This window comes from Camelimonas lactis, assembly GCF_004342915.1.
GTDB lineage: Bacteria > Pseudomonadota > Alphaproteobacteria > Rhizobiales > Beijerinckiaceae > Camelimonas > Camelimonas lactis.
This window is the reverse complement of record NZ_SLWL01000008.1, coordinates 173708-187030: the sequence shown is the minus strand read 5'-3', so window position 1 is coordinate 187030 and position 13323 is coordinate 173708. Positions and strand designations below refer to the sequence as shown.

The window sequence follows — 13323 nt, the reverse complement described above, 5'->3', positions numbered from 1 at the left end:
CCGAGCACAAACCGCCTCGTCATGAGGCTTTATAATTGACCCGACTGGCCTACTTTTAAACCGGTGAATGGCCTCTTTTTATTCCGGTGTTTACATCATGGGCGTGACCGGCGGGCAGGCGCAAGACGACCAGGCGCAAGACGGCCCGGCAAGTCAGCATTCGATGGTAATTGTGCCAATGGACGCGCCGGGGCTTCAGGTTGTGCGCAACATTCCCGTCATGCACCACCATGCGCCTGAGGGAAATTGCGAGCTGCTGTTCCGGAATGTCCGTGTTCCCGCCGCCAATATCCTGGGGCAGGAGGGCAATGGCTTCAAACTGGCCCAGCAACGGCTTGGCCCGGGGCGCGTGCATCACTGCATGCGGACCATCGGACAATGCGAACTGGCGCTGGAGCTCATGTGCAAACGGGCGCTGGAGCGAAAGGCCTTTGGGCGCCACATCGCGGATTTTGCCAACGTGCAGGACTGGATCGCCGAAACGCGGCTGGAGATTGATCAGGCCCGGCTTCTGGTGTTGAAGGTGGCGCACCGCATGGACCGTGAAGGCAATGCGGCGGCGCGCGTTGATGTTTCGGCCATCAAGATCGTCGCCGCCCGGCTCCAGACCCGGGTTGTGAACCGGGCCATGCAGGTGTTTGGCGCCATGGGGCTGACGCCGGATACGCCACTTTCCTATTTGTGGACCTGGGGCCGGGCCATGCGCTTTCTGGATGGCCCGGATGAGGTTCATCTGCGGGTTGTCGCCCGGGAAGAACTGGCGAAAACCCGGAGCAACCCTGGCGGCAACGCCGCCCATTTTGTGCCGCCTGCCGGCCTTATGGCGGACTGAGATCACGAACTCTCCGTCACAGGTCTTGTGGCGCTGCCGGCGACTGATACAGGCAGCGGCGCCGGACGCATGCGCCGGCGCGCCATTCAGCAAGCCGCGGCTGTGAGGGACGGGGCGGCCCCGCCGCCGGGCAAACAGACGGCCCGTCCCTGGCAGATGCGTTTGCGGGGAACCCGCTGGTCAATGGTCGACGCGCTTGTTGTGCGGGGTGTGGACCGTCAGCTGTATCATCGCGGGCAAATGGGCCTGAAGAACGTAGACAAGAATTGCGGCGGCCCAACTGAACATCAAAATGCCGCTCGCGGCTGCCATTGGCCCGTAGATGCGCGTGCGGCTTGCCTGGACGAGATCGCCAAATCCAAGCGTCGTATAGTTTACCAGCGCGGAATAAAACGCATTCCCCCAATCCTCGACAAGATTCAGGTTGTAATACAGCGCGGCCCAAATTCCGGTGCTCGCAAACAGCACAATCATCAATATGCCATAAACAAACACCAATATAACAGAAACATATAAAATATTCATATCTCTGAATTTTGATCTCAGGCTCTTTATGCCAAAAACAATTAATATAGTTCCAGCCAGATGCGCCAGCATCACCAGAATACTCGTTGCCGATCCAATCAAAAAATCCTGCATCATTGCCTTAGCGCGCCTGTAATTGAAAACTGCCGGTGGCTGAGGGTTTAGAGAAGTCCGGGCACGGCTCCAAGCCAAATTCACATCAGGCCAGATCCATATCCCGTGACGGCAAGCATCATCAGCCGTCTCCCGGACCGGTAGCGTGTGGTCATCCGGCTGAAGCCGGCGGCTTTGCACGTCCGATGCTCGCCCATCCCGTGCTGCCGCATCAGATGGTGAACGGCCCGGCGCCCTGTAGTGGCGTTACCATTGCTTTCCCAACTGGAAGGTGGCCTCATAAATAAATGTGCGTCGATGAAAGTGGCGTGATTCAACCTCTCCGACAGGGAGGGGCATCATGCGTCGACATGAGCTTGCGGACGGCGAATGGAGGCGTACCCGCCGCCCATGACGGTGATCTGGTGACGATCGACTCCTCCTGTGACCGGGTTCATCAGCATGGCGAGCGATCAAAAAGGGCGCGCTGACGATCGTTGCATGGGACGTTCCCGGAGCGGATTGACCACCAAAATCCATGCTCCCGTCGATGCTGGGGGCGGCCGATCCGGATGATCCTCACTGTGGGCCAGGCGGGTGACGCCCCAGTGGCTCAGCGCCGCTTTCGTATTTGCGCAGGGGCCATCCTGCTCGAAGGCATATGACACCGATGTCATCCGGTCCGGGACGCAAGCTGCGGCGCCTTCGCAATATCCTGGCGCGGATCACCCGCAAAAAACATTTGCCTTCAGCCCGGGGCTCTACAGGTAATACAGCGCCGTCGAACGCTTTTTCAATCAGGCCGCGGCCTCGACCAGCGGGTCGGTGATCTGTGCGCGCCACAATCTCACGTAGCGTGTCGCCCTGATTTCATAGCGTCGTCGGACACGATGCGCCGGAATGGAGAAATCAGCGGTTGCCCGAATTTCGTTCATGGCAGGATGACAAGTTGGCCTTGGCGCCCAAATTATCTGCTTGAGCACAGACCTTTGCTTTCATAGCATTAATCGTATCAGCAATCACGACAACGAAGTCATGATACCGTTACGTCAGGGCGCGAGAATGTTTTCGAAACAGGCATGAGCATCTGGTTGCGCAGAATGCGCCCGGTATAGAAAAACATTAATGCCTATGATCTGCGATGCCCTGAAGTTTCGCATGTTCGGCATGCTTCGAAAATGTTTTTAAAGCGACCTGAAATACATGGACAACGCCGCCGCGTTGAAGCTGCCGCCCGAACGGGCGGGAGGCGGATCATCTGGGCGTTGGATTGGTCTGTGTAAGTCACAGGTGCATGGAGATGGTCATGATATGTCGACCCCAGTTCATACAAAAAAGGAGAGCGCATGTTTTATCCTGTTGCATCTCTTTTTTTTTTCGTTTGGAATCACAAATCGTTTGGAGTTACAAATTTAAATAATTTTGATCGGGAAAATTTGGCGCGAAGTTTTGAAAATGTTCGCGATCCAGGAAGAACCAAATTCAGAAGCACTGCAACCATAGCGCTAACTGAAGAATAGTTCTAATAAAATATCCCGATCTGCCAATCAATTCTAACGCAATTCAACCGTCTGCATCTCGCCGGACGCCGCCCGCTTCATGAAAGAGGTTCGATGATGCGTGACTTTCTGGATTGCGATCGGGGTAGCGCCAGTGCGGCGTCGACCTGCTGCGCGGATGTTTATCTGCGCTGATGTTTATCCAGGGCTGGATGGGCCGAAAGTGGTTTGGCTGACGGGTCGCGCGCCTTGCGGCGTTCCGGCCGGGCAAAAAAGGGGAGTCAGATGAACAAGGGATTCTGGGACGCAGGTCATCGACCAACCCTGTTTGCAGCGTTCCTGTACTTCGACCTGGCCTTCATGGTGTGGGTTCTGCTTGGCCCCCTCGCGCCGTTCATCTCGGACGATCTGGGCCTGAACGCCGCCCAGAAAGGCTTCATGGTGGCGATTCCGACGCTGGCCGGCGCCGCCTTGCGGCTGATGAATGGCCTGCTGGTCGATCGCATCGGCCCGAAGATGACGGGCGCCATCAGCCAGATCATTGTCATTGCCGGCCTCCTGACGGCCTGGGCGTTCGGCGTTCACAGCTTCGCCGGAACCGTCGCGCTGGGCGTCATCCTCGGCTTCGCCGGCGCGAGCTTCGCGGTGGCGCTGCCGCTCGCCAGCCGCTGGTATCCCCCCGAGCATCAGGGCGCGGCGCTCGGCATCGCCGGCATGGGCAACTCCGGCACGGTGCTCGCCGCGCTGTTCGCGCCCGGGCTCGCCAAGGCCTTTGGCTGGAACGCGGTGCTTGGTCTCGCGGTCATTCCGCTGGCGATCACGTTCGTGATCTACATGGCGCTCGCGAAGGACGCGCCTGGGGCGCCCGCCGCCAAACCGCTTGCCGCTTATCTCTCGCCGCTGAAGCATGCGGACGCCTGGTGGTTCATGTTTTTCTATGGCGTCACGTTCGGTGGGTTTGTCGGGCTCGCAGCCTCTCTCAGCATCTATTTCACGGACCAGTTCGGACTGACGCCGACGGCGGCTGGCTATTGCACCGCGGCCTGCGTGTTCGCGGGGTCAATGGTCAGGCCCATGGGCGGCGCCCTTGCCGACCGTGTCGGCGGCACGCGCACGCTGTCCCTGGTCTATGCGGTCGCCGTGGTCGCCCTTGTCGCCATCAGCACCGGACCCGCCACCGTATCGATGGCGCTGGCCCTGTTCATCGTCGCGATGCTGGCGCTCGGCGCGGGTAACGGCGCGGTGTTCCAGCTCGTGCCCCAGCGGTTTGGCAAGGAAATCGGCGTCATGACTGGGCTGGTTGGCTTCTCCGGCGGCCTCGGCGGGTTCTACCTGGCGTCGTCGCTGGGGCTCGCGAAACAGCTGACCGGCAGCCCGCAACTGGGGTTCCTCATCTTTGCCGGGCTGGCGCTTGTGGCGCTCGTCAGCCTGCTGCTGGTCAAGCAAAAGTGGCTCCTGACCTGGGGCGGCGCCCTGGAAGGCGCCCGCATCTGACGCGCCGCATCGCTACGACGGCATGGCGGCGGTGTTGCGGCGGCCTGGGCTCCCGCCGGTTCCCGGGCCACAGGCGGCGTATGGCAAGGATTTGAGATGACCCAACGCAACAGTTCCGAACATCTCGTGGTGATTGGCAATGGCATGGCCGGCTGCCGCGCTGTCGAGGAGATCCTGGCGCGTGATCCCGCGCGTTTCCGGATCACGATTTTTGGCGCCGAACCACGCGTGAACTACAACCGGATCATGCTCTCACCCTTGCTGGCGGGGGAGAAAACGTTCGATGACATCGTGATCAACGACGCCGCATGGTATGCGAACAACGGCGTCACGCTGGTCGCGGGTGATGCCGTTGTGGCGATTGATCCCGCCACGAAGATGGTGACTGCGGCGTCCGGCGTCACTGTCCGATACGACAAGCTTTTGATCAGCACCGGCTCGACGCCGTTTATTATTCCCGTGCCCGGCGCGGATTTGCCTGGCGTTGTCACCTTCCGCGACATGGACGACGTCGACGCCATGCTCAAGGCCGCGGGCAAGGGCGGAAACGCCGTCGTTATTGGCGGAGGGCTGCTTGGTCTTGAAGCGGCGCACGGCCTGTCGCTGCGGGGGATGAAGGTCACGGTCATCCATCTGATGCCGACGCTGATGGAGCGCCAGCTCGACGAAACGGCCGGTCATCTTCTGAAATCAGCATTGGAGGCGCGCGGCCAGACCATTGTGACAGGCGCGGACACCGCCGGGATCCTTGGCGACGGCAAGGTTGAGGGCGTCAGGCTGAAGGACGGACGGGAGATATCCGCGAGCCTCGTCGTGATGGCGGTCGGCATCCGCCCCAACACCGGCCTCGCCCGGGCGGCCGGCCTTTCAGTCGGGCGCGGCATCCACGTGAACGATCACATGGTCACGTCTGATCCCGACATTCTCGCCGTTGGCGAATGTGTCGAACATGACGGGCAGGTTTACGGACTGGTCGCCCCGCTGTGGGAGATGTGCCGCGCGCTTGCGGATGGACTGACCGGCGCGCCTGGCGGTGGTTACCATGGCTCGACGATGTCGACCCGGCTGAAGGTTGCTGGACTTGACGTGTTCTCCGCCGGCGATTTCTCGGGCAATGATGGGGCCGAGGACATTATTTTGCGCGACGAGGCGGGCGGTGTTTACAAGCGCGTGAGCGTGAAGGACGACAGGATTGTCGGGGCCGTGCTGTATGGCGACACCCAGGATGGCGGCTGGTATTTCGATCTTTTGCAGAAACAGCAAAACATAAGCCAGATCCGGGACTCACTTATATTTGGCAATGCTTTCAGCGCGGATCAACCGGCGCCGGATGCGCCAGCGCGGGGCCGTGCAGAGCCGGACGTCAACGACGCCGGGCGGCGGCCCGCCGCCCGTGACGCGGAGCCGTTCACCCGGGCGGGGTTGGCGAACGTCGGTCCGGCGGACGCCAGGGCCTCCGCTGCGACGCGTCCGGCATACGCATGATGCATTTCGCGATGACCGCCAGCACGCCACGGGGCTGGACTGATGGGGCGCGCGCTCGCGACATGCGGGAGTTCGGGCCATGACCGCCGTTCGCACCACATGCGCCTATTGCGGGGTCGGCTGCGGTGTGTCGGCGACCGTGACCGGCGGGCGCCAGGTCGATATCAGGGGGGATGTCGACCATCCCGCCAATCGCGGCCGGTTGTGCTCAAAGGGGACGCATCTGGGGGAAACGGTCGGGCTGGAAGGCCGGCTGCTGCACCCGGAGATCGCCGGCAAGAAGGTTGGCTGGGACAGGGCGCTGGACCTCGTCGCCAGACGCTTCGCGGACGCCATCCGCCGGCACGGACCCGATAGCGTCGCCTTCTATGTGTCAGGGCAGTTGCTCACCGAAGATTATTACGTCGCCAACAAGCTGATGAAGGGGTTTATCGGCTCGTCCAATATCGACACCAATTCGCGGTTATGCATGTCGAGCGCCGTGGTTGGCCACAACCGCGCTTTTGGCGAGGACGTCGTGCCCGCCAGCTATGACGATCTGGACGCGGCGGACCTCTTCGTGCTTGTCGGCTCCAATACCGCCTGGTGCCATCCGGTCGTGTACCAGCGCATCCAGGCCGCGCGGGCGGCGCGCGGCGCGCAACTCGTTGTTGTCGATCCGCGCCGCACCGAGACCTGCGAGGACGCCGACCTCCACCTCGCCCTGCGTCCCGGAAGCGACGTGGCGCTGATGAACGGCCTGCTTGCGCATTGCCGCCGTGAGGGCCTGCTCGACGCGGGCTTTCTCAGGGATAGCGTCAATATTCCGGAGGGCTTTTGGGAGGCGCTCGATGCGCACGGCGATGCTGGAGCCGTCGCAACAACCTGTGACGTCGCCCTTGAGGATCTCCAGCGGTTTTTTCATCTTTTTTCCGCGCGCCCGCGCACGGTCACGCTGTTCAGCCAGGGCGTCAACCAGTCGGTGCGCGGTTCCGATCAGGTCAATGCGATCATCAATGTCCATCTCGCCACCGGACGGATTGGCAAGCCTGGCGCCGCGCCCTTCTCGATAACGGGCCAGCCCAACGCCATGGGTGGCCGCGAGGTGGGTGGGTTGGCCTCGACCCTGGCCGCCCATATGGATTTCGCCCCGGAAAATGTCGCCCGGCTGGCGCGCTTCTGGGGCGCGCAGGACGTGGCCGCAAAGCCCGGGCTGAAGGCGGTTGACCTGTTCCGCAGGATGCGCGAGGGCCGCATCAAGGCGCTCTGGGTGATGGCGACGAACCCCGCCGTCAGTCTGCCCGACGCCAACATGGCGCGCGAGGCGCTGGCGGCGTGTCCCTTCGTGGTCGTTTCGGACTGCATCGCCGACACCGACACGTCGTCCCATGCGCATGTGAAACTTCCGGCGCTCGCCTGGGGTGAGAAGGATGGAACCGTCACCAATTCGGAACGTGTGATCAGCCGTCAGCGCGCCTTCCTGCCCCCTGCTGGCGAAGCGAAGCCCGACTGGTGGATCATCACCCAAGTCGCCCGTCGCATGGGATGGGAAAGCGCGTTTTATTACGCCAGGCCGGCCGATATCTATCGGGAGCACGCGCGCCTCTCCACCTATCAGAACGCCGGCGCGCGGCTGTTCAACATCGGCGCCCACGCGGCCATCAGCAACGCCGCTTACGACGCCATGGAGCCATGGCGCTGGGGAGGCGCGCCTTTCGCCGATGGCCGGTTTTCAACCCCGGACCGCCGCGCGCGGCTGGTGAAGGTTGAACAGCGGGCCCTTCCCGCGCCGCTGGAGCGCTGGCCCCTGACCCTCAACACCGGGCGTTATCGCGATCATTGGCACACGATGACCCGGACGGGACTTTCGCCGCGTCTTGCGCGCCATCGTCAGGAGCCGCTGATTGAAATCCACGCCGCGGACGCCATTGCGTGCGGCCTGAAGGATGGCGAACTGGCGCGGGTCGAGACGCCCCAGGGGGCCAGCATCTATCGCGTTGGGATCAGCGAGGGGCAACGTCGGGGGGAAATCTTTGCGCCCATCCACTGGACCGACCAGCAGTCGAGCGGCGGACGCACTGGGTTGCTGCCGCGGCCCACGGTGGACCCGCATTCAGGACAGCCGGGCTTCAAGTTGACGCCAGCGCGGGTTGATCCGTTTCCCGTGGAATGGAGCGGTTTTCTCGTCACGCGAACCGCGCCCCGCGCCATCAACGCCGCCTACGCGACGCGCGTACGCGCGCCCCAGGGATGGTTGGTCGAGCTCTCGGGAAATGGCGAGATGGCGCCGTTGATAAAATCTGTTCTCCCGGCGGGCGAACGCATCGAGGCGATCGACGTGGCGCGGGGACAGTTCCGGGTGGCGGTGCTCATGAATGGGCAGTTGCAGGCCGCCATCTACCTGTCGCGCACCGGCAACCTGCCGCAACGCGACTGGATTGTCAGCCAGCTGGAAACGGAGCAGGCAGGGCCCGCCGTCACGCTACTCGCCGGCCGTCCGGCCACGCCGCAGGCAGACCGTGGGCCGATTGTATGCGCCTGCTTCGACGTGGGGTTGAAGCAGATCATCGCCGCCATCGGCGAACAGCGCCTCGCCAGTGTCGAAGCTGTGGGCAATGCCCTTGGAGCCGGCTCCAACTGCGGATCGTGTCGCCCCGCCATCCAGCGGCTGTTGGGGGAGGCCCTGGGAGAGCATGCCTGACGTAACAGCATGTGTGTTTTGGGGGCGCGCCCCGTGTGAACAGAAGCGCCCCCCGCAAGAAATGGATGGCGTAAACCCTGGGAAATGCGTCCCGGCGAAACGCCCGCGCAATAGGAGGTCATGGCCATGGCCATACAGTCGATCCTGTTTTTTGGGTATCTGGGCGATCTTCTCGGGCGCAGCCGGGATTTCGACGTGTCAGACGACCCCGTGACGGTGCGCGACATGCGGCGTTTGCTGGCCTCTGCTGGCGATGACGTGGCGGCGGCAGTGCTCAATCCGTGTGTCCGGGCCTGTGTTGACGGCATGATTGTCCGCGACGACGCGCCCGTGCGTCGCGGACAGGAAATCGCATTCATTCCGCCGTTGTCAGGAGGCTGAGAATGGGATGCACCGTACGCCTCTCGCCAGGCCCGCTGGCGCCAGACGCCGAATTGCGCGATTTCCTCCAAATTGTGGCGGGCAAGGGCGCCATCGTGAATTTTGTCGGCGTGGCGCGCCCTGTCAGTCAGGCGGGGTTGCCGCTCACTGGTCTTTATCTGGACCACTATCCGGGACTCACCGAACGAACCCTGGCCGGGATCGCGGCCTCGGCCTGCGCCCTGTTTCCCGTGGAAGACGTGGTGATCGCGCATCGTTGCGGACTGGTCGAGCCAGAGCAGCCCATCGTCTTTGTGGGCGCGGCGGCGATGCACAGGCGGGCGGCGTTTCTCGCCGCGGACTACCTGATGGATCGTCTGAAAACCGATGCGGGGTTCTGGAAGAGGGAAGACGACGCCAGTGGCTCACACTGGATCGAACCGACAGGCCACGACCGTCAGGATCGCGAACGCTGGAGCCAGCCGCATGCCGGGAATTGATGAAAACCTCACCTTCCATCCGCTGAATATCGCCATTCTGACGATTTCAGACACGCGAACTGAAGAAAACGATGGATCGGGGGCGCTGCTGGTTCAACGTGCGCGCGCCGCCGGTCACCGCCTGGCCGGCAAGGCCATTGTCCAGGACGATGTCACGGCCATCCGGGCCCAGGTCATGAGCTGGATCAACAGTCCCGACGTGGACATTGTCATCAGCACGGGTGGAACCGGGTTCGCCCCGCGTGACGTGACGCCCGAGGCGATCCGTCCGCTGTTCCGCAGGGAGATGGACGGGTTCTCCGTGGTTTTCCACCAGGCCAGTGCTGGCGTGATCGGCGTTTCGACCTTGCAGTCCCGCGCCTTTGCCGGCCAGGCCGGCGACTGTTTCATTTTTTGCCTGCCCGGCTCCACTGGCGCCTGTCGCGACGGATGGGATCTCATCCTGTCCCAGGAACTGGACAGCCGTTATCGCCCCTGCTCGCTGGCGGGACAGATCCCGCGTCTGAGGCATCTTTGCGCATGAAAAGCCTGACCCATCTTGATGAAAATGGCCGCCCCCGCATGGTGAACGTCAGTGACAAGGCGGTTACCCGGCGCACCGCCACGGCCGAAGGGCGTCTGCTGTGCTCGGAACAGACGCTCGCCCTGGTGCGGCAGGGCCGAACCCCCAAGGGCGCCGTGATCCATACAGCGGAGCTCGCCGGGATCGTGGCCGCGAAGCGGACCCACGAACTGATACCTTTGTGTCACTCCCTGGCGCTCTCCGGCGTCTCCGTCACCATAGAACTTCGGGACGAATTGCCAGGCTTCCTGGTCCAGTCGGAGGTCCGGTCGACAGGGCAGACCGGCGTCGAGATGGAAGCGCTCACCGCCGTCAGCATTGCCTGCCTCACGCTTTTCGACATGTTGAAGGCCATCGACCGGGCGATGGTTATCGACCAGGTGGCTGTCGTGTCTAAAACCGGCGGCGCCTCCGGGGCCTGGGCGGGGACGGCGCATGATTGATCTCGACGCGGCCCTCGCCATCATTGCCGGCGTCGCCCGCCCCCTCGGGAGCGAGACGGTGGCGCTCCAGGCGGCCGGCGGCCGGATATTGTCGGCGCCCGTTGTTGCAGGGCTGGCGGCGCCACGACAGGATGTGTCCGCCATGGACGGCTATGCGGTTCGGGAGCAGGAACTGCAGGCGGGCGGCGCGCTGAAAGTCGTTGGCGCGTCATATCCCGGGCGCGCCTTTGCCGGCGCGCTGCCGGCCGGCGGTTGTGTGAGGATATTCACGGGAGCCCCCGTTCCCGCCGGCGCCGATCGTGTCGTCGTTCAGGAAATTGTCGCCAGCGACGGCTCCGGCATTCGCCTGCTGGCCAATCCGTCGAAGGCGCGGCACATCCGTGCGCAGGGCTCCGACTTCCGTTCCGGCGCCGCGCTTTTGCCGGCCGGCCGCGCCCTGGGGTTCAGGGAGATGGTCGTCACCGCGGCTGCGGATGTCGCGATGGTCGAGGTATGGCGCCGCCCCAGGGTTTCAATCGTCACAACCGGTGATGAACTGGCGGAACCCGGCGCCGCCGCGAAAACCCCGACGCTTGTTCCCGACAGCCTTTTGTACGGCATCGCCGCCTTTGTCGCCGAATGGGGCGGCGTTGTCTCTGGCGCCGTCCGCTGCCCTGACGATCTGGAGAAGCTGTCGGCTGCGGCGTTCAGCGCGGCGGCGGAAGCTGACCTGGTGGTCATCGCCGGCGGGGCTTCGGTCGGCGAGCGCGATTTTTCCAGAACGGCCTTCGCGCGAACGGGAATGGAATTGCTGTTTGAGAAGGTGGCCATAAAGCCCGGGAAACCGGTGTGGTTCGGGAAAGCCGGACATGGGCTGGTTCTTGGCCTGCCGGGGAATCCCACATCGGCGCTGGTGACGGCGCGACTGTTTCTGGCGCCGCTGCTCGCCGGTCTGGCGGGCCTTGATCCGGCGGCCGCCGTTGCCTGGGACAGCGCGCCGCTTGGTCAGGAGCTTCCCGCCTGTGCGGAACGCGAAACGTTTGTCAGGGGCAGGCGGGTCGATGGTCAGGTCTGGCCGGTGATGAACCAGGACTCCGGGGCCCAGCTGGCGCTTGCCGAAACGGATGTGCTGATACGCCGACCCCGGCGCGCGCCGGCGATTAACCGTGGCGGCATGGCTCCGGTTCTCTGTTTTCAGAGTGTTCTCCAGCGAAGTTGACGCCCCTTCGCGAAGAGCGCCCCAAGCCCTTTCCATGTCGTCGACGACGCAAAACGGATGCTGGAATGAAAGTGGCTGTTGTCATTCTTGCTGGCGGGGCAGGGACCCGCATCGGCGGCGACAAACCGGCGCGACTTCTGGGCGGGCGCACACTGCTGGCGCACATGATGACCCACGCGCGGCGCTGGTCCGATACGGTTGCCGTTTCGCTGCGTGAGCCCGGACAGGTGCGTGTCCCGGCGGACATTCCGGTCATCTGCGACGTGGATGGCGCCGGACCGCTGGCTGGCGTCCAGGCGGCGGGCCAGTTCGCCCTTTCAAAGGGCAAGGGCGCCGTGCTGACTGTGCCTTGCGACACCCCGTTCGTTCCAGGGGATCTTCTTGCCCGCCTGTCCGGCGCGCTGGACAGACAGGCGGCGCTGGCGAGCAGCAATGGCCGGCTTCATCCGGCCTGCGGCCTGTGGCGAAGCGAGGCGTTTACCGCGACCAGCCATGGCGTGACCGGCTCCGACCAGTCGTTGCGGACATTCGCGGAATGGATCGGCTACCGGGCAGTCGCGTGGAATACGGCTCCCTTCGATCCTTTTCTGAATATCAACCGGCCGGATGATCTGGCGGAGGCGGAGCGCAGATGGCAAACCCTTTGATAGACCGCTTTGGCCGCCGCATCGACTATGTAAGACTTTCGGTAACCGATCGCTGTGATCTTCGTTGCCGTTACTGCATGGCCGAGAAGATGCAGTTTGCGCCCAGCCGTGAATTGCTCAGTCTCGATGAACTGGCCGAACTGTCAGACATGCTCATCGCGCGCGGGGTGAAGCGCATTCGTCTGACCGGCGGCGAGCCGCTGGTCAGACGCGGCGTCCTCGGGCTGGTGGAAACCATTGGCCAGCGGCTTGGCCATGGGCTTGATGAGCTGACGCTGACAACCAACGGAACCCGGCTGGCGGCCATGGCGGAGCAGCTCGCCCGGGCTGGCGTGAAACGGATCAATGTCAGCCTTGACAGTCTTGATCCGGATCGTTTCCGCGCCATTACGCGCAATGGTGATCTGGGCAAGGTGTTGCAAGGCGTCGCCACAGCCCGCGCTGCCGGGTTGAAGGTCAAGATCAATATGGTTGTGCTCAGGGACCTCAACGAGCACGAGGTCCGCGGCGTCCTGCAATGGTGCGCGCATGAGGGTCATGATCTGTCATTGATCGAGACCATGCCGCTCGGTGAGACGGGTGAGGACCGCACCGCGAGGTATGTGCCCCTGGACGATGTCAGACGCAGGCTCGGCAACTGGTATCAACTCGTTCCGTCGTCACACAAAACGGGCGGGCCGGCGCGCTATTATGACGTTCCTGAAATCGGCGGCAGGATTGGCTTCATTACCCCTCACACCAGTAATTTCTGCGCCAGCTGCAACCGCATACGCATCACGGCGACCGGCGTGGTGTTTGGCTGCCTGGGAAGAAACCAGCAGGTCCCCTTGCGCGATGCGATGCGGACTGGCGGGCGGGAAGCCGTGGACGTGTTGCTGGACAAGGTCATGGGAGCAAAACCGCAACGGCATGACTTTGACATGACGGAGAGGCTGCCAACCCTCGGGCGGCATATGAGCGTCACGGGCGGCTAGAGCGCTGTCGAGGAAAGAGCAGCCAATTGTT

11 protein-coding genes and 1 pseudogene are annotated in these 13323 nt (G+C 63.2%); 11 read left to right on the top strand and 1 reads right to left on the bottom strand.

What is annotated here, in order from left to right; all coding sequences use genetic code 11:
• Positions 1 to 94: 94 nt before the first annotated feature.
• A pseudogene (locus tag EV666_RS10705) lies at positions 95 to 832 on the top strand (acyl-CoA dehydrogenase family protein); the annotation flags it as partial.
• 180 nt (positions 833 to 1012) lie between these two features.
• Here the strand turns inward: EV666_RS10705 and EV666_RS10700 are convergent.
• Entirely contained in the window at positions 1013 to 1474 is a 462-nt protein-coding gene (locus EV666_RS10700) for an ion channel (RefSeq protein WP_132007318.1), read from the bottom strand.
• A 1760-nt stretch (positions 1475 to 3234) separates the two neighbouring features.
• Here EV666_RS10700 and EV666_RS10695 point away from each other — a divergent pair.
• The 10 genes from EV666_RS10695 to moaA all read left to right on the top strand — a co-directional run bounded on the left by EV666_RS10695 (position 3235) and on the right by moaA (position 13292).
• Positions 3235 to 4443 carry a nitrate/nitrite transporter gene (locus EV666_RS10695; protein WP_132007315.1) on the top strand — a complete coding sequence of 403 codons (1209 nt, stop codon included), beginning with the start codon at positions 3235 to 3237 and terminating at the stop codon, positions 4441 to 4443.
• A 96-nt stretch (positions 4444 to 4539) separates the two neighbouring features.
• Entirely contained in the window at positions 4540 to 5928 is a 1389-nt protein-coding gene (locus EV666_RS10690) for an NAD(P)/FAD-dependent oxidoreductase (RefSeq protein ID WP_207906394.1), read from the top strand.
• A 79-nt stretch (positions 5929 to 6007) separates the two neighbouring features.
• Entirely contained in the window at positions 6008 to 8608 is a 2601-nt protein-coding gene (locus EV666_RS10685; RefSeq protein ID WP_132007312.1) for a nitrate reductase, read from the top strand.
• Positions 8609 to 8734: 126 nt separating this feature from the next.
• Positions 8735 to 8989: a MoaD/ThiS family protein gene (locus EV666_RS10680; protein WP_165909975.1), complete on the top strand. Its 255-nt coding sequence runs from the start codon at positions 8735 to 8737 to the stop codon at positions 8987 to 8989.
• Between the two features lie 2 nt (positions 8990 to 8991).
• Positions 8992 to 9468 (top strand): molybdenum cofactor biosynthesis protein MoaE, encoded by a 477-nt coding sequence (locus tag EV666_RS10675; protein ID WP_132007306.1) that lies wholly within the window; start codon positions 8992 to 8994, stop codon positions 9466 to 9468.
• Positions 9455 to 9991, top strand: coding sequence for a molybdenum cofactor biosynthesis protein B (gene moaB, locus EV666_RS10670; RefSeq protein ID WP_132007303.1), 537 nt, complete (start codon positions 9455 to 9457; stop codon positions 9989 to 9991). Before EV666_RS10675 ends, moaB begins: the two co-directional genes overlap by 14 nt.
• Positions 9988 to 10473 carry a cyclic pyranopterin monophosphate synthase MoaC gene (gene moaC, locus EV666_RS10665; RefSeq protein ID WP_132007300.1) on the top strand — a complete coding sequence of 162 codons (486 nt, stop codon included), beginning with the start codon at positions 9988 to 9990 and terminating at the stop codon, positions 10471 to 10473. Before moaB ends, moaC begins: the two co-directional genes overlap by 4 nt.
• Positions 10466 to 11671 carry a molybdopterin molybdotransferase MoeA gene (locus EV666_RS10660; RefSeq protein WP_132007298.1) on the top strand — a complete coding sequence of 402 codons (1206 nt, stop codon included), beginning with the start codon at positions 10466 to 10468 and terminating at the stop codon, positions 11669 to 11671. The genes moaC and EV666_RS10660 overlap by 8 nt, the downstream gene beginning before the upstream one ends.
• 65 nt (positions 11672 to 11736) lie before the next feature.
• Entirely contained in the window at positions 11737 to 12318 is a 582-nt protein-coding gene (gene mobA, locus EV666_RS10655) for a molybdenum cofactor guanylyltransferase (protein ID WP_132007295.1), read from the top strand.
• Entirely contained in the window at positions 12303 to 13292 is a 990-nt protein-coding gene (moaA, locus tag EV666_RS10650) for a GTP 3',8-cyclase MoaA (RefSeq protein ID WP_132007292.1), read from the top strand. The genes mobA and moaA overlap by 16 nt, the downstream gene beginning before the upstream one ends.
• Positions 13293 to 13323: the final 31 nt, after the last annotated feature.